General features: G+C 57.4%; 11 protein-coding genes. 5 read left to right on the forward strand and 6 right to left on the reverse strand.

Annotation, left to right across the window (positions count from 1 at the left end):
* Nucleotides 1-13 precede the first annotated feature (13 nt).
* Entirely contained in the window at nucleotides 14-544 is a 531-nt protein-coding gene (locus ACLH0I_RS13350; RefSeq protein WP_250961352.1) for an AidA/PixA family protein, read from the reverse strand.
* Nucleotides 545-1,167: 623 nt separating this feature from the next.
* Between ACLH0I_RS13350 and ACLH0I_RS13355 the strand changes: the two genes are divergently transcribed.
* The 5 genes from ACLH0I_RS13355 to ACLH0I_RS13375 all read left to right on the forward strand — a co-directional run bounded on the left by ACLH0I_RS13355 (nucleotide 1,168) and on the right by ACLH0I_RS13375 (nucleotide 11,997).
* On the forward strand, nucleotides 1,168-1,482 hold the full coding sequence (locus tag ACLH0I_RS13355) for an ArsR/SmtB family transcription factor (RefSeq protein WP_250961351.1): 315 nt from the start codon (nucleotides 1,168-1,170) through the stop codon (nucleotides 1,480-1,482).
* Between the two features lie 21 nt (nucleotides 1,483-1,503).
* Nucleotides 1,504-2,364 carry a DMT family transporter gene (locus ACLH0I_RS13360; RefSeq protein WP_250961350.1) on the forward strand — a complete coding sequence of 287 codons (861 nt, stop codon included), beginning with the start codon at nucleotides 1,504-1,506 and terminating at the stop codon, nucleotides 2,362-2,364.
* Nucleotides 2,365-2,504: 140 nt separating this feature from the next.
* Nucleotides 2,505-5,537, forward strand: coding sequence for an AMP-binding protein (locus tag ACLH0I_RS13365; protein ID WP_411387318.1), 3,033 nt, complete (start codon nucleotides 2,505-2,507; stop codon nucleotides 5,535-5,537).
* A gap of 42 nt (nucleotides 5,538-5,579) precedes the next feature.
* Nucleotides 5,580-10,955 (forward strand): SDR family NAD(P)-dependent oxidoreductase, encoded by a 5,376-nt coding sequence (locus tag ACLH0I_RS13370; RefSeq protein WP_411387319.1) that lies wholly within the window; start codon nucleotides 5,580-5,582, stop codon nucleotides 10,953-10,955.
* Nucleotides 10,956-10,965: 10 nt separating this feature from the next.
* Nucleotides 10,966-11,997, forward strand: a complete 1,032-nt coding sequence (locus tag ACLH0I_RS13375) for a glycine betaine ABC transporter substrate-binding protein (protein ID WP_411387320.1) — start codon at nucleotides 10,966-10,968, stop codon at nucleotides 11,995-11,997.
* A 108-nt stretch (nucleotides 11,998-12,105) separates the two neighbouring features.
* Here ACLH0I_RS13375 and ACLH0I_RS13380 read toward each other — a convergent pair whose 3' ends face one another.
* From ACLH0I_RS13380 to ACLH0I_RS13400, 5 genes are all read right to left on the reverse strand, one after another.
* Entirely contained in the window at nucleotides 12,106-12,426 is a 321-nt protein-coding gene (locus tag ACLH0I_RS13380; protein WP_411387321.1) for an isochorismate lyase, read from the reverse strand.
* A 62-nt stretch (nucleotides 12,427-12,488) separates the two neighbouring features.
* Nucleotides 12,489-13,007, reverse strand: a complete 519-nt coding sequence (locus ACLH0I_RS13385; protein WP_411387322.1) for a cysteine hydrolase family protein — start codon at nucleotides 13,005-13,007, stop codon at nucleotides 12,489-12,491.
* A gap of 379 nt (nucleotides 13,008-13,386) precedes the next feature.
* Nucleotides 13,387-14,100, reverse strand: a complete 714-nt coding sequence (locus tag ACLH0I_RS13390; RefSeq protein ID WP_250961508.1) for a FadR/GntR family transcriptional regulator — start codon at nucleotides 14,098-14,100, stop codon at nucleotides 13,387-13,389.
* A gap of 167 nt (nucleotides 14,101-14,267) precedes the next feature.
* Complete coding sequence (locus tag ACLH0I_RS13395; RefSeq protein WP_411387323.1) at nucleotides 14,268-15,794, reverse strand: UxaA family hydrolase; 1,527 nt, start codon at nucleotides 15,792-15,794, stop codon at nucleotides 14,268-14,270.
* Between the two features lie 18 nt (nucleotides 15,795-15,812).
* A complete protein-coding gene (locus ACLH0I_RS13400; protein ID WP_411387324.1) occupies nucleotides 15,813-16,823 on the reverse strand; it encodes a zinc-binding alcohol dehydrogenase family protein in 1,011 nt (336 codons plus the stop codon).
* Nucleotides 16,824-16,937 lie beyond the last annotated feature (114 nt).

Consider the following 16,937-nt stretch of genomic DNA (forward strand, 5'->3'; position numbering starts at 1 on the left):
GTGTGCATTTCAGTTATTGATTATTGACGGTGATGTAGGGATCCCAGGTGTTGTTCGGGCCGATCTGGTTCAGGTTACGGTCCAGCAGAACGAAGACGATCTGGTACCAGAGCTTTCCCGGGCTCAGTGCAGTGGACTGCCAGACGGTATAAGTCACATCGGTCTTGGCGATGCCTCCGGGGGCGCCATTGTCCAGATAGGGCACTGGAATGCCGGGGATATTGAAAGTTTGCGGGGTCGAGATGGTGCCCTTGTAATCACCGCCCTGATGAGGGTCGCCGATCACGACGTTTTTGATCAATGCGATGCGGTCGAAGTTGCGCGACAGCGTGGTTGCGCGCCAGCGAATGATGTCGCCGGGTTTTACGTCGAACCACAACTCGTTACCGCCTTCGCCTTCGCCACTGGTGATGTTGGCATGGCTGTCGACGGCGCTGCGGGTTACCAGCATGGCAATCGCACCGCCTACGTCGTTGGGGTGGGCTAGCAGGTAATCGGCATCGACGTTGACGAGCACATCAATGGTTTGGGTCGCTCCAGACATGTTGTTGCTCCTTGAGGTAATGACAGTGACGACCGCGCCTGCAAAGGCGTCCGGGCCACCCGGTCCTTGGGTGCGGTCTCGAGAGGAACGATAGGTGATGGCTTTGTAGTGTCAAATTTCGAATTCTTGGCGCTGGCGAAGCAGAACGAAGCGCAACACAACCAAGGCATTGATTTACCTCTGGCGTGGTCGATCACTCATTAGAGCGGTTCACTGAGGGAATCAGTAGCCAAAGGCGCACGGATGTTGTTGGCGATTGCTTCCGATCTCACCGACGAACAGGGCAGTGGCAAGGGAAGTGTTCATAACCCACCGCTCATGCAGACTATCCAAGCGTCACAACCTCATCACTCCTTGGCGTTAAAGCGCCTGCAGGGCATGATGGCACTTTGCTGATGAATCACCACGATCTTCCTCATTCATCTCTGTATGCCTTTTGTAACACTCGAAAAAGCGACACACTGTCCCGGTGTGCAGAATGTGAGACAAGTCGTCATAAGCTGGACGATATAACAGCGGCCGCAGGTGATAACGAAAATTCTCGAATTAAAGTTATAAGGTGATTGCGAATGATTCAAATCAATCCCAAAAAACGCATTGACATTTAGCTATATGAGGATAGGATGAATCCACACGATAAATACATAGAACAATCCAAAGCGTTTGCGGGTGAACCTCGAATCCTAATCCTTCAATGGCTTAAGGAGCCCCGCGCGCACTTCTCTCATCAAGTGACGGGTGATCCCGCGTTGATCGGTGTGTGCGTAACACTGATAACTGAAAAGCTCGGCATGAGTCAGCCAACGGTGAGCAGGCACTTGGATCTATTGAAGCAAGCAGGCTTTTTGCGCGTGAACAAAATTGGCAAATGGGCATTTTACTCGAGAGATGAAACAGCAATCGATGAATACAAGGCTTGGTTAACACAGCAAGTCTGATGGAGATGGAGTTTATTCGGCATGGATAGCGGAGTTTTTGGCGGGCTGATGGTCATGTTGTGCTGGGGGATTTCAGACTTTATTCAAAGCCTGATGATTCGCCAGTTAGGTACCGCAAAAACAATGCTGGTTCGCAATCTATTTACCTTTGTGGTGGCCTCTCTCCTGGGGGGCTATTTGATCATTTCAGGCCAGCTCAGGTTCGACACCCATGCCGTGTTGATCATCACCTGCAGCTCTGCCGCCTACGTATCAGGGTATTATTTCTACATGCGAGGGTGTGAAGTCGGAAACCTGTCCTTGGTTTCTCCGATTGCTTCTACCTATAGCTTGGTCACTATCCTTTTTTCTATCGTTTTCCTACAAGAAAGGTTGGCCCCGGCTGCCTGGATTGCCGTATCTATTATTTTCGTTGGTATTGTCATGACCTCCGGCAATATCTTCCGATCACTGCGTGGCGGCTCGCAAGGCTTCCTTCAGGCTATCTTGGCCATGGCCGGTTTTGGCGTGGCCTTTTTTATACTTGGTTTTTCCGCAAAAACACTTGATGTCACGAATGCCTTCTTTTACTCGGCATTAACCCAGGCTGTTCTTTTTACTTCGTTGGCATTGATCAGGAATGGCAAGCTGGAAAAAGGGGACGTGACTCAGCGGCGCGGATGGATTTTCTTTGCGCACTCATTGTTGGTCAATGCGGGCTGGGTGTTTTATATATTCGCTTCCAAGATGGGGGATCTATCGCTGGTGACGCCCATCAGTTCGGTGTACTCCGGTGTGACTGTGTTGTTAGCTATCGCGATTTACAGGGAGATAACAACGGTGGTGCAGAAGGTTGGGATTGGCACTGTTCTTGTTGGCGTGTTTTTATTAAGTTACAAGTAATCGATATTTGTCCAGTTGGCACTCTTCGCTTTAAGGGGTGACTATTACTGTTGTGCTAAATGCATCAACTGGTCATTTAGTACTGCGCGCATGACCCATTTAAGTTCTATGTACCGATCACGGTAGAAGGAGTTCTTGGAATGATGCAGCCGCCAATAAACCCCGTCAAATACTCATCCGTTTCACTGGACCTTGTCGCTAGAATCGATACATGGGCGAATCAGTACCCCGAGAAAATCGCGATCATGTCTCGTGGGCAGCCGATGACCTACGCTGAACTGTCAAGCCGAAGAAAGGCGCTCGCCAAGCACCTTGTCCGCGAAGGCTTTGGATTGGGGAGCAAGATTGGGATCTACCTGCCCCGGGAACCTGACCTGATCGTCGCGCTGACCGCGGTCCTGTCGATAGGGGCCATCTTTGTTCCTCTCCCTCCTGACTCGCCATTACAGCGTAATGAGCTTATCGCCACGCTCGCCAACCTCGATGCCGTAATCAAATCCCAACCCGTTGATCTTTCACGATGGCCGGTGGGCGCTTTTTTAGATATCGAGGACGTCGATTGGAGCGATTCGATATTCCCCCTTGAACCCGCTATCGACGATGTTTCGCTTGCCTACATGTTGTTCACTTCAGGCTCGACGGGTCTTCCCAAGGGGGTGATGGTCCGTCGGGAAAATCTTGCCTATTTTTTATCTGCGATTAATGAGGTGATCAATTTTTCGGCATGGGGCGCGCTGGTTTCCACGACGACCTACGGCTTTGATATTTCCATCCTGGAATTTTTCCTGCCCTTGGCTCAAGGCGGAACGCTGTACCTGGCCAGCGAGCAACAGGCCAGGGACGGACAGGCGATCGCGAAATTACTCGACCAATGTGACCGTGCGCTGCTTCAAGCCACCCCAGCTACCTGGAGACTGCTGATAGCAGCGGGGTGGCCCCGCACCTGCGCCGTCGGAGCGTTGTGTGGCGGTGAAACATTGCCCGTCGAGCTGGGCAAGAAAATTTTTCAGTCGGCACGGGCGGCATGGAACCTTTATGGGCCGACAGAAACGACGATTTGGTCTTTCTGTCACAGATTACAGGCCAACGACTTTACCGGTTCTTCCACAAGTGTCCCCATAGGCCAGCCATTGCCGGGTACTCATTTTCAGTTGTGTCCCTCAGATGACCCTTTAGAGTTCGAACTGGTGATCGAGGGGCCTGGGGTCAGTGCCGGTTATTTCAATCGGGACGATCTGACGCTGGAGAAATTCAAGACAACTGAAGCAACGAGCAGTACCTCAGTGGCTTACTACACCGGCGATCGGGTTCGACGGCAGCCCGATAACTCCTTGGTTTTCATTGGACGTAAAGACCGACAACTGAAGTTGAACGGTTACCGCATCGAGCCGGGCGAGGTCGAATCCGCCCTCCATAGGTGCGACCTCGTCAGCCAGGCGGTCGTCACGCTTGTGGAACACACTCAGGATGACCACAGGCTGGCCGCCTATGTCGTGCTGGATAACAAAGCGTTGGGGCAGCAGCGCGATGCGGATGCCGGGGTGTGGCTCGACGTGTGGGAGGCGGCTTATCTGACGGCGCAGAAAAATGAGATCGCCAGCGCCGAAAGTGGCTACACCTCAAGTTTCTCCGGCGAGCCGATCCCGGACAGCGATTTGCGTGAATGGGTGCAGGCGACAGCTTCTCGTGTCCTGGCTTTCTCAGACCATTCAGTACTGGATGTAGGTTGTGGTATCGGGATGACTGGCGCCGTGCTGTTGGAAAGAGGTGTCCGGCGTTATGTGGGTTGCGATGCTTCTGAAGCGGCGATTGAGTCAGCGCGACGACGGCTGGAGGCAGCCGATAACAGTACAGCCTCATTTGCGCTGGTAAGAATGGCGGCCCATGAACTTGATACGCTGGGTGAGGCACCTTTCGACGTCGTGCTTCTGAATTCCGTCATCCAGTACTTCCCAGGCATTGATTACCTCGTCGATGTGCTTCAGAAAGCATCCGCGTTGTGCAAAGCAGGCGGCGTGATTGTGATCGGCGATGTTCCCTACGCATCGTTGAAACATATCTTGTCCGCTGCCGCGAGTCGTACCCGCAAAAAGTTGCAGCGTGCGCTTCCCGTGATCGGAGAAGGGGAGTTGTGGCTCGATCCTTTGCAGATCAAGCAAGTGGCCTACACGCTTGAGCGAATCGTCAACGTAGAGACCGAGTTGCGAGCAGGGCAAGGCAGCGATGAAATGACGCGTTATCGTTACGACGTCATCATAAGGCTCGACTCCGATGACCGAACGACCCTGGAACCGGTCCCACGCTATGCGTATCAACAGGAGCGTCTATACGAGCAGGACCTGAGTCAATGGTTGGCATCCGCCCCTTCGGCGTTTGTGCTCACAGGTGTTCCAAACGCCAGGATCAGCTTGGACGTCCAGCTTTCCAGAAACGCGCCCTCAATCATCCCAGACGAAGCTTGCGACCCCGAATACATTCGCCGCTGGGCCTTTAACCGGCATCGTCAAGCCAGGGTACGTTGGAGCGATAGTCTTCCCGCGGGGACGATGGACGTATTCGTGGGGCCACCTGACAGCCGGGATCCCCTTTTTGAGCCTCGCCCCACGGTGGGTAGTGCGCCGGTCGAGCCAGTCTTTGCAAAGGGGGGCGACGATCTCGCCATCCGGCAAGACGTTATCGAGAAACTCAAGGATTCCCTGCGAACCCATGTTCCCTCATACATGATCCCCGCCCATTTTGTTTTCCTGGAACGTTTCCCCCTCACGTTCAACGGAAAGCTGGATGTCGCGGCGCTTGAGCGGCTGGCGCCTCACGTCCAACCCGGGCCACCGCCAGCAGACGATCAACCGTTGTCGGTAAAACAGCGCCTGACGCGCATATGGACCGACATCCTGATGACCCCTGCGGTACATCCCAGGCGGAGTTTTTTTGCCCAGGGAGGCTCCTCTCTGCTCATCGTAAACCTGACCAGGACATTGAACGATGCCTTTGGCTTGAACCTTCAAGTCACCGAGCTTTTTGAAGAAAACAGCATCGACGCGCAAACGCGCTTGATCAGCAGAAAGCTGGGATTGGATGACGCCTCGCCCGTGAAATTGGTGACTCCTTCCAGTAATAGCCGCAGGAGCGCTGCCATTAAATCAGCAGCTCGTAAACGCCAGAAGCAGCTATAGGCGCCGCATGGCTAAGTCACCCTCAATTTCGGAGAGAACAGGATGAGCGACATCAGATATCACGGAAATGAGATTGCCGTTATTTCCATGGCTTGCCGATTCCCGGGTGCCGACTCTATCGAGCAATTCTGGGAAAACCTGACATCGGGCCACGAGTCCATCGAGGCTATTTCTCTGGGCGCCTTGCTGGAAGCGGGGGTGCCGGCTGAACGGGTTAACCGGGAAGACTACGTTGCCATGGCGGCCCGTCTGAACAATGTCGACCGGTTCGACGCTGGATTTTTCGACATGTCAGCACGCGAGGCAGCGATTACCGACCCCCAGCATCGACTGTTACTCGAGTGTGCCTGGGAGGCGTTGGATGCTGCGGGATTCAGCAAGGACCGTGAGGCCTTGAACATTGGCGTGTTCGCAGGTGCAGGCAACAACGATTACCTTCACACCAATGTCATGGGGGAGGAGGACATCAGCGAAACCGGCTTTCTGGACAGCAGCGCCGGTTTCATGAATCTGCTGGGGAACGATAAGGATTATCTGTCGACGCGGATCGCTTATAAATTGGGGTTGCGGGGCCCCGGCCTGAACATCCAGACGGCGTGCTCGACCTCGTTGGTCTCGATTCATATGGCGTGCCAGAGCCTGCTCCTGGGCGAGTGCGACGTTGCATTGGCCGGGGGCGTGACCGTCCTGGTGCCCCATGCCCAGGGTTATGTCTACCAAGAGGGGATGATCCAGTCGCCAGATGGGCACTGTCGGGCATTCGATTCCGCCGCGCGGGGCACGGTCTTTGGAAGTGGCGCGGCACTGGTCACCCTCAAGAGGCTTAGCGATGCACTGGAGGCGGGTGATCCCATTCAGGCTGTTATCAAGGGATCGGCCATCAATAATGACGGTTCCAATAAAGTCAGCTTTGCCGCCCCCAGTTCCCAAGGGCAAGCCCAAGTCATTGAACGGGCACTTGAGAATGCGGAGGTGAGCGCCGCGACTCTCGGCTTTGTTGAGGCCCATGGTACAGGTACCCCATTAGGCGATCCGATAGAGTTCAAAGCGCTGATGGATGTGTTTGCACAGCACGGCGCCCAGGAAAATACCTGTGCATTGGGTTCGGTGAAAACCAACATCGGCCATCTCATCGCGGCGGCTGGCGTGGCGGGTTTTATCAAGACGGTGTTGGCACTCAAGCACCGGACAATTCCCGCCACACTGCACTTCAAGAGCGCCAATAAGGACATCCATCTGGACGGCAGTCCGTTCTTCATCAGCGCCAAAACGCTGCCCTGGCCGACCACCGATTCACCCCGCCGCGCAGGCGTGAGCTCCTTTGGCGTGGGCGGTACGAATGCCCATGTCATTCTCGAGGAGGCTCCCCTGACATCGGTTTCTTCGCAGAATGAGTCCGATGGTCCCTACCTGCTGGCTCTTTGCGCCAAGGAACGAGGCGCCCTGGCGGACCTCATCAACCAGTACCGCGAATTGCTCGAACGCCCGGCTGTGCCGTCGCTGCGCGATATCTGTTACAGCGCCCGTGCCGGCCGGACTGAGTTCCCTTTTCGGTACACCGTGTCGGCCCTCCACCCAGAAACCCTTCTGACAAAACTCCAACAAGAAGACAAAGATATTCATTGGGTCGACCCTGCCAAGGAGACCGGGCTGGTTTTCGTGTTCACAGGTCAGGGTGCCCAGTTTCCAGACATGGGCAAAGACCTCTACCAGCATAACGAGGTGTTTCGAGCGTCTATTGATCGTTGTGATGCTATTGCGCGAACCTGCATGGGAATGTCCCTGCGCACGATCCTTTTTCCTGCGCCAGGCGATGACGCCGGGCTTATAGATCAGACGCGCTATGCGCAACCTGCCTTGTTTGCGCTGGAGTATTCCCTTGCTCAGGTTTGGCTGAGCGTTGGTGTTGTCCCCGATATTTTGCTTGGGCACAGTCTCGGTGAGTTTTCGGCAGCTTGTGTGGCGGGCGTGTTCAGTCTTGAAGATGGCATGACCCTGGTCGCCGAGCGGGGGCGCCTCATGCAGGCGCTCCCGCTGGATGGCGGCATGTCAGCCGTCTCGCTGAACCACGACGAGGTGCGCAAGTTGCTGGCCCGGCAGGCCATTGATCTGAGCATCGCAGCCGTCAACGCCCCTGGCAGCGTGGTGGTTTCCGGGGCCCTGAGCGAGTTGAGCAGGCTCTACCCCATGCTCGACTCCCTGGAGATCAAGTACACGCGCCTGAATGTCTCCCATGCGTTTCATTCCGAACTGATGGAACCGATGCTCAAGCCCTTTGCCCGCGTTCTGGGGCGCATCGACATGTCGGCACCGCGCTATCCACTGATCAGCAACGTCAGCGGGGAAATAGCCAAAGAGCGTCTGATGACGTCAGAGCATTGGCTTGACCATGTTCGCCAGCCAGTACGCTTCATGGACTGCATCCGGGAAGCATTCAAAAAAGGTGGCCGGACGTTCCTGGAGATCGGGCCGAAGGCGGTGTTGTCGACGATTGGAGCGGCCTGCCTGCAACCTGATGACGCCGACCAGACCACCTGGATAACGAGTCTGAGCAGCAAGGTCGTTGATCGCGAACAAATACTGGAAAGCGCGGGGCGCTTGTTCGAGGCCGGGATTGAACTTGACTGGGAGGTCCTTTTAGAGGGCTCGACGGCGACACGCATAGACACACCCAGCTACCCATTCCAGCGGGTGCCTCATTGGATAGGCCCTCGCATTGCGCCACAGCCTCAGTGGATGACGGCCGTGGACTGGGTGCAGCAACCCACCCAAGCGCAAGTCACCCATGACGATCAGAACGTCCCAGGGGTCTGGCTGTTCATTGGAGGGACGAGCGAACTCGTCGAGGGTATCCGCAACGGCCTGTCAATTTGTGACGAGCACTGGGTTCGCGCGATATTTGCCACCGATTGCCGTCGGGTCAGCGCCACTGCCTGGCACATCAGGTCGGACTTCCCCTCAGATATCGACGAGGTGTTTCGAACACTGCCCATTTCAGCGCGGAACCCGCTCAGGGGCGTTGTTCACCTCGGTGGGACCGAGCCATTGTCTGCAGATAACCATCCTTTAGGCAACGCAGATCTGGGTGCCCTGAATGCCGGTCTCTACAGCGCGTTGGCCACGTTGCAAGCGCTGACGACCAGCTCCGGGACAGAGACCGCCAGGCTTTGGGTCGTGACGCGCGCAGCGGTCAACGTGCGTTCCGCTGCTTCGTCGATCAACGTTTCGCAAGCCACGCTCTGGGGGCTGTCCAAAGTGATCGCGCAGGAGGAGCCGGCTGTCTGGGGCGGTTTCATCGACTTGCCTGCGAGCATCGAGAGTGCCGAGGCCGATCTGCTCCTGGCAGCGCAATTGATGCTTGCAAACGGGCAGGAAGATCAATTTGCTATTCGTCATTCCCGCGTTCATGTGCCCCGACTCGTAGCGGTGTCGCCCGCACCCTCGAGGCCTGTGGCGATCAGTCCAGAGGCGACCTATCTGGTCGCCGGTGGGCTGGGTGGGCTAGGGCGCGAGGTCCTTGCAGGGTTAGTGGAAAAGGGTGCCCGTCATTTGGCGGTGGTCGGACGCAAACCGCTGGAAGCGACTGGCTCGACCATGTTGGATGCGTTTAGACGCCAGGGTGTGGATATCGACTACCTCACTCTGGATATTGCATCCCCTGAGGCTGTTGAGCCGTTGATGGCGTACATAGGTGCCCTGCAATGGCCGTTACGCGGCGTGCTGCAGTTGGCGGGGACTGTGCAAGATGCGGTCCTCTCGACATTGAACAGATCCTCTCTGTGGCATGTCTTGGCGCCGAAGCTGCAGGGCACTCAGGTGCTGGACCATGTCACCCGCGCCCAGTCGCTGGATTTTTTCGTAGGCTTCTCGTCCATTAGCGCGTCGCTGGGGTTCAAGGGCCAGGCGAACTATGTTGCGGCCAACAGTGCAATGGACGCCATCATGGAAAACCGCGCCAGTTCGGGGTTGCCTGGTTTAAGCATCGCATGGGGACCGTGGTCATCCGAGGGCATGGCCAGTCGGGTCGATAAGGTGTTCAAGAAGCGCCTGTCAACGTTAGGCATCAATTACATTCCTGCGAAAGTCGGCCTGCAAAAGTTGTGGGACAACCTGAGTGCGCAAGGTGTCGTCGGTATCGCACCGATCGACTGGGCGCCTTACAAGGCGCATTTACAATCCAGCGACTGGCCATACCTATCGCTTATTGATGCGCAACACTCAGCGGACCACACAATCGTGGAGCGCGACACCGTCCCCTTTCTCGAGGCGGTGTCGTTGCTGGATGACGAGCAACGTCAGGCATTCATCCGGAGCAAGTTGATGTCCGTTGCGGCCCGGGTGGCAGGCAATCTCGATGCCGACGCAAGTCCAGTGGACAAGTCGCTCACAATGATGGGGTTTGATTCGTTGATGACTGTCGAATTTCGCAACAGTCTGAAAAAGCTCGGTATTAACTTTCCCCTGGACAGGCTTATCGTCGGTGCCACCCTCAGCGATATCAACGACTTCGTCCTTGAACACCTTGAGGCGGTCCGTCAAGGCAGCCCAGCCGAGCAAGCAGACAGTCACCCTGCTGAGTCGCAAGAGGTGCAGACGCCGGACTGCGTGGTTATTCCACTCCCTAGACCAGAAGCAACGCTGCGCTTGTTCTGCTTTCCCTATGCAGGCGGCGGACCTGCGGTATTCAAGGGTTGGGCGGACCGGTTGCCCGATCATATCGAGCTTTGCTTACTGCAACTGCCTGGTCGTAATGCACGACTGAGGGAAAAGTCGTACACCCGCATGGAAGAGTTGGTGAAAAAACTGACCCCTGACCTGATTCCCTATCTGGATCGGCCGTTCGCATTCTTTGGCCTGTGCTTGGGCGGTGTACAGGCATTCGAGGTGGCTCAACGCCTGGTCAATGTCCATAACCTGCACCCGACGCATTTGATTTTCGCAGGGAGTCGGGCACCGCACTTTTACAACGAGCATCAATTTGCTTCCGATGTATTGCAGTTCAATTACGAGTCGGATCGTGAGCCGGCGGCGAGCGATGATGGCGAGCTCATTGCAATGCTCAAGGAAATGAATTTTGCCAATAATCAAGCGCTGTTCGATGACGCTGAAATGCGTGACTTGATGCTTCCCATCATCAAGGCTGACTATGAAATCAATAACACCTATCTGTACGAGCCCAGCCCCCGTCTCGAGGTCCCCATTACCTCGATTGGAGGGCGTATCGACCCGTACGCAACGGGCGTGCACATCACCGGCTGGCGTGAGCATACGACTCATGCGTTCAAATCGGTGTTCTGTGCAGGAGACCATTACTTCGTGGAAGGGCAGCGCGACCTGATCGCCAGTCTCGTGGTGGAAACCCTCGCCAGTTCCGCCCCTTCAACCATCAGCCGCTCAGCAGAAACCGTCCAGCAATAGGAGAGTTCCAATGCCTTCATTTTTCCTGCGTACTGCGCTGTGCTTCGTTCTAAGCCTGACCCCTCACTTGGCTTTCGCGTCATCCGACGCTCGCTCGATCCGGTTCTACGATGGTGGCTGGGAAAATATCCAGATCGACAATCATATCGCCATGTACATCCTCAAGCATGGATACGGTATGAACGTAGAGTCGGTCAGTCTTGATATCGCGCAAATGCAAAAAGCGATGGAAACGGGCGACATCGATATCAATATGGAGATGTTTACGTCGCTGATGCCTCAGTGGGTCGAGGATCAGCGGGCAAAGAAAGCCATCCTCGATTTCGGTCCCACTTATGAGCGTCTCACGCAGGCGTTCTACGTGCCCACCTACATGATCAAGGGCGATGCCAAGCGTGGAATCAAACCTGTGACCCCTGATCTGAAACGTGTCGAAGACCTTCCCAAGTATGCCGAGGTATTCAAGCGCGCATCGGGATCGGGCAAGGCCACTTGGTTAAACTGCATCAGTAGTTGGGCGTGCCGGGAAATCAACCTGATTAAAATGGCCACTTACGGGGTGGATCGCTCTTTTACGCCAGTGGAACTCAAGTCTGAGTCAGCGCTCAACGCCGCGATTATTTCAGCTTACGAGAAGGGCCAGCCCTTCATGACCTATTACTGGGACCCTAGCCCGCTGATGGGTGAACTGGCCCTTACACGCCTTGAGGAACCGCCCTACAGCGAAGCCTGCTGGGACGCCATCAAAGCTAGCCTCGCCCAGTTCAAGGAGGGCGTCGGGAGTCGACAAGCGTGCGCATACGCAGATATTTCCCTCAATAAATATACGTCGGCTCAATTCGCCAAAGAGCATCAGGCAGTTATCCCTTTCTTGAAGTCGATGTTCGTTGGAACCGATACCATCCGGACGCTGGCAACACGAATGGTCACCCACAAGGAAACCCCCGAGCAAACGGCGCGTTACTACTTGCGTAACCATACGGCTGATTGGAAGGGTTGGGTGCCTGAGGAGGTGTTCAAGAAAGTGTCCGAGACGCTGTAGGTATTGAGATACGGCCTATGCGGTAAGGCTGTAAAAAGCATGGGGTGTGTCTGGCGAAGCGGGGTGGTTGGTTTGGGGCCGCTTCGCGACCCCACCGGGAAATGACGATCAGGTGTCGGGTTGCTGGGCCGCCCAGTGTTTCATTTCTTCGGCAATGAAGTGGCTCACCAGATCGCTGTACATCTTCTCGATGGCGTCCGGACTCAGGCCCTCGGCCTCGGCCCATTCCCGCCGTGTCGCCAGAATCGCCTTGAAACGCTCCGGCGCCCGTACCGATGTCGCCGATGTCTTGAACTTCGAGGCCGCGAGTACGTATTGAAAACGTTTGCCCAGCAGTTTGATGACGGCCTGATCGAGGGCATCGATTTCGCCTCGGATGTCCTCCATGTTGACGCATTCCGAGGGTTGCAGCCGATTGCAGACTTCCATGTGGATCACTCCTTTGGTTTGAACAGGATCGGCCCAGCCTGGGCCGATGTTCTGACGTGGGGTTAAAAATCCCAGTCCTCGGCGCTGATGACCCGGCAAAAGGGCCCAGCCAGCGTTGTGTTGTGATGGGCGATGATCACTGGCGCCTTCACGTCCAGCGTGTCGGTACACGTGTGACCATTGGCGATCAGCACGGCATCGAAGCCCAGGTCCCGGGTGGCACGGCACGTGCTGTCGACACAATACTGGGTTTTCATGCCTGCAATCACCACGCCTTCTGCGCCACAGGCCTTCAATTTCTCGGCCAAACCGGTCATGGCAAAGGCATTGGGACGGGTTTTTTCGAAGATCACCTCGTTGCCTGCCAGCCGCAATTGCGGCAGCAGTTGCGTCAGTGGACTTCCCGGCTCGATAGGCGAGCCAGGCGGACCGACATGGCGAGCCAGGAAGACAGGGGCGCCGGCGGTGCGAGCCTTGGTCAACAGGGCATTTAACGTATCCAGCAGCGCTTCACCTGCCCAAGGTTTATCCGGGCCGTGAAACAACCCAACTTGCATATCGAGAATCAACAGTGCGTGCATCGTGCTTTCCTTGCGTTTGGGCCAGCGACGCAAGGGCAAAGAAAAGGCCCTTACCATCGACTGGCGGGCCTTTGAGATACGTGTGTTATTCGCTCACGACACCTCACGACCCGCCTGGGCGGTCGTGGTCGTGGTAGTCGAGGTGATCTTTGGGAGATTCATGGTGCTGACAATATCGGCACGCCGTTGGGTTTGGCAAGCGGGGGTGTGAACTTGCTTGTGAAAGCGGTGGCGACTGTGCCGCCGCCATCGCGAGCAAGCTCGCTCCCACAAGTGGCTTGGGTGGCCGCAACATCGAAGTACACCACCGATCAACTGTGGGAGCGAGCTTGCTCGCGATGGCATTTGACCCGTCAACCACGATCCCAAAACCGCCGGACTAGTCGCCCGAGTCTTCCGGTTCCAGCGCTTTCAGCCAGCGGTTCTCCGAACGGCTCAGATGCTGGCGCATCGAGGTTTGGGCACCGAGTACATCCTTGTGGGCCACGGCGTGCAGGATCGCCTCATGCTCGACGACCGCAGCTTCCCACGTCAGGGCATTTTCCGCATGCTTGCTCAGGTGCGCCGAAATCGGGTTGTGTCGTTCATCGAACAGGGCCGTGATGATCCGCACCAGGGCAGAGTTGCCGCTCATCTTGGCCAGGCGCTGATGGAATTTACGGTCATCCTCCAACGGTGGCAGGCCGTTGGCGATGCTTGCGCGCATGGCGTCGATGCAGTCCTGCAGATAGCGGTAGTCACTTTTCTTGCCATGCAGACACGCCAGGATCACTGACTCACCTTCGATCAACGCCCGCGCCTGCATCAGTTCCGAAGGGCTCTCGCCCAAGGTCATGCTCGGGTGCTTTGCCTCCTTGGAGATGGCGCGCACGTAGACGCCGGAGCCCATCTTGATCTCAATGTCGCCATCTATTTCCAGGGCGATCAGGGCCTCGCGAAGCGACGGCCTGGAGACTCCCAACAGTTGGGTCAAATCACGCTCGGGAGGAAGCCGAGCGCCTGGTTTGAAATCCCCCTGGGCGATGTAGCTGCGCAGTTGATCGGCGATTTTCTGATACGGCTTGCGTTCGGCGGCGTTGATCGGCGAGACCATGGGGTGAGCGTCCATCGGAGAGTCGGCAAAGGCTACCATAGGCGCTTGATGGTGGGAGCGAGCTTGCTCGCGAAGGCGGTGGGCCTGTTTGCATCAATGCTGAATGTATTGCCGCTTTCGCGAGCAAGCTCGCTCTCACAGGGAAAGGGTGGCTATGACTCCGTCAGTCACATCACCGCACCGATCTGCCAGGGAAGGAACTCGTTATCGCCCAAGCCATTTTCCTCGCTGCAGGTGCGGTGCCCGGACGCGGTCGCCAGCATCAGTCGGAACAACCGCTCGCCCGCCTGTGCGACCGATTCCAGGCCATCGACGATGCCGCCGGCGTTGAAGTCCATGTCCAGCTCCATGCGCTGGAACAGCTGGGTGTTGGTGGCGATTTTCAAGGAGGGCGTGGGCTTGCACCCATAGGTCGAGCCGCGGCCCGTGGTGAAGCAGATCAGGTTCGCGCCGCCCGCCACCTGGCCGGTCGCCGACACCGGGTCGTAGCCGGGTGTATCCATGAACACCAGGCCACGGGCATCGATCGTTTCAGCGTATGGGTAGACGCCCATCAGCCCGCTCGCACCGGCTTTCGCCACGGCGCCCAGGGATTTCTCCAGGATGGTGGTGATGCCCCCGGCCTTGTTGCCCGGCGAAGGATTGTTGTTCATGTCACCGTCGTTGTGGCGGACGTAGGCTTCCCACCAATGGATTCGCGCCATCAATTTTTCGGCGATGTCGGTCGACGCGGCGCGGGCCGTCAGCAAGTGTTCGGCCCCATAGATTTCCGGTGTCTCCGAAAGGATCGCCGTGCCGCCCTGTTGCACCAGCAAGTCCACCGCCGCGCCGAGTGCCGGATTGGCCGTGATGCCGGAGTAGCCGTCCGAACCACCGCATTGCAAGCCGACGCATAAGTGGCTGGCGGCAACGGTCGTCCGCTGGCATTGGTCGATGAGGGGCAGCATCGCTTCAATGAGGGCGATGCCACGTCGCACGGCGTCGCGAGTACCGCCTTCGTCCTGGATGACCAGGCTGGCCTTGAGCGCCGCGGGGCGATCCCCCAGTTCATTCATCAACGGGGTAAGTTGATTGACCTCGCAACCCAGGCCGATCAACAGCACACCGGCGAAATTGGCGTGATCGGCATAGCCGCGCAAGGTTCGCTGGAGAATATCGATGCCTTCGCCCTTGGCACCCATGCCACAGCCGCTGCCATGGGTGATCGCAACGACGCCGTCGACGTTGGCGAAGTCTTTCAAGCGCTCGGCAGAAAAGGCGTTGGCAATCTGCTTGCAGACGGTTGCCGAGCAGTTGACGCTGGAAATGACCCCGATGTAATTGCGCGTGCCGACGCGTCCATCCTCGCGGACGTAACCTTCGAAGGTCGCGGGGTTGTCGCTCAACGACGTGGGGACATAAACATTCCGTACGCTGTGTTCGGCAGTGGCGGTGGGCATGTCCAGGTTGTGCACGTGGACGTGATCGCCGGGCTCGATGGCCTGGGTGGCTTGGCCGATGGTTTGCCCGTACTTGAGCACCCGCTGGCCGACCAGCACCCTGCGCAAGGCGATCTTGTGGCCGGACGGAATCGTTTGCCGGGCGATCAGGGTGAGGCCGTCGGCACTCACCGGCTGGCCCTCGAGGATATCGCCTCGGGCCACCGCGACATCATCACCGGGTGTCAAAACAAGCAAAGCAGAAGGCGGGTTCATGGGGGCGTTCTCCGATTCCTAGCACTCGATGATTGCCTTGACGACACCTTGCTTGGGGTCGAGCAAGGTAGCGAACGATTGGGGCACGTCACCCAGCGTCAATCGGTGGGTGTTCAGGGCTGCATCCGGAATCAAGCCGTCGCGCAGGCATTGCTCGACGTACCGGAAGTCTTCCTGGGTGGCGTTGCGGCTGCCCATCAGCGTGGCTTCGCGCTTGTGGAATTCAGGGTCGGAGAAAGTGATCGAGTCCCGAACCACCGAGATCATCACGTAGGTGCCGCCGTGGGCGATGAACTCGAACCCGCGCTCCATGGCCCGTGCATTGCCGGTGGCGTCGAAGACCACGTCAAAAAAATCGCCCTCGGTCAGATCGGCCAGGGCCTGCTTGTCGCCGTCTCCGATGGGCACGGCGGCGTGGATATTCAGGTGTTGCCTGCAGAACGACAGGCGATCCTCACGCGTATCCAGGACGGTGACTTTCGCACCGCGCAGGCTGGCGAAGATCGCCGCCGCCATGCCGATCGGGCCGGTACCGACCACCAGGGCGTGTTTCTGCGCCTGGATGTTCGAGCGACGCACGGCGTGGGCGCCGATCGAGAGGAATTCGATCATCGCCGCCTGGTCCAGGGAAACCCCCGCCGCCTTGTGAACGAACGCATGGGGAACGCTCAGGTATTGGGTGAACGCGCCGTCGCAGTGGACCCCCAGCACCTGGATCTGGGTGCAGCAGTTGGTCTTGCCCTGGCGGCAGGCGATACAAGTCCCGCAGGACAGGTACGGCATCACATAGACGACGTCACCCACAGCCAGGCCGCTGGCCTCGTCGGTACCTTCCACGACCCCGGAGAACTCGTGGCCCATGACCCGCGGATATTCGAGGTACGGTTGGTTGCCGCTGAAGATGTGCAGGTCCGTGCCGCAGACCCCGACGCGCTTGACCCGGATGAGCACCTCCCCGGGTTTCCTGAGGGGGCGCTCACGCTCGATGGCGGTGAGCGAGCCGGGTTCGTTACAGATGACCGTCAGCATGTCGATGCTCCTTGGCTGGCGTCCAGGCAGTGACTGCCTGCAGGCGGGAGGAGGGGGGCGGGCACGCGGTTGCCGGGACCGGGCTCGCTTTTTTGTTGTAGGTGAGCGGTGACC

It is taken from the genome of Pseudomonas sp. MPB03, assembly GCF_046605385.1.
Classification (GTDB): domain Bacteria; phylum Pseudomonadota; class Gammaproteobacteria; order Pseudomonadales; family Pseudomonadaceae; genus Aquipseudomonas; species Aquipseudomonas zanjanensis.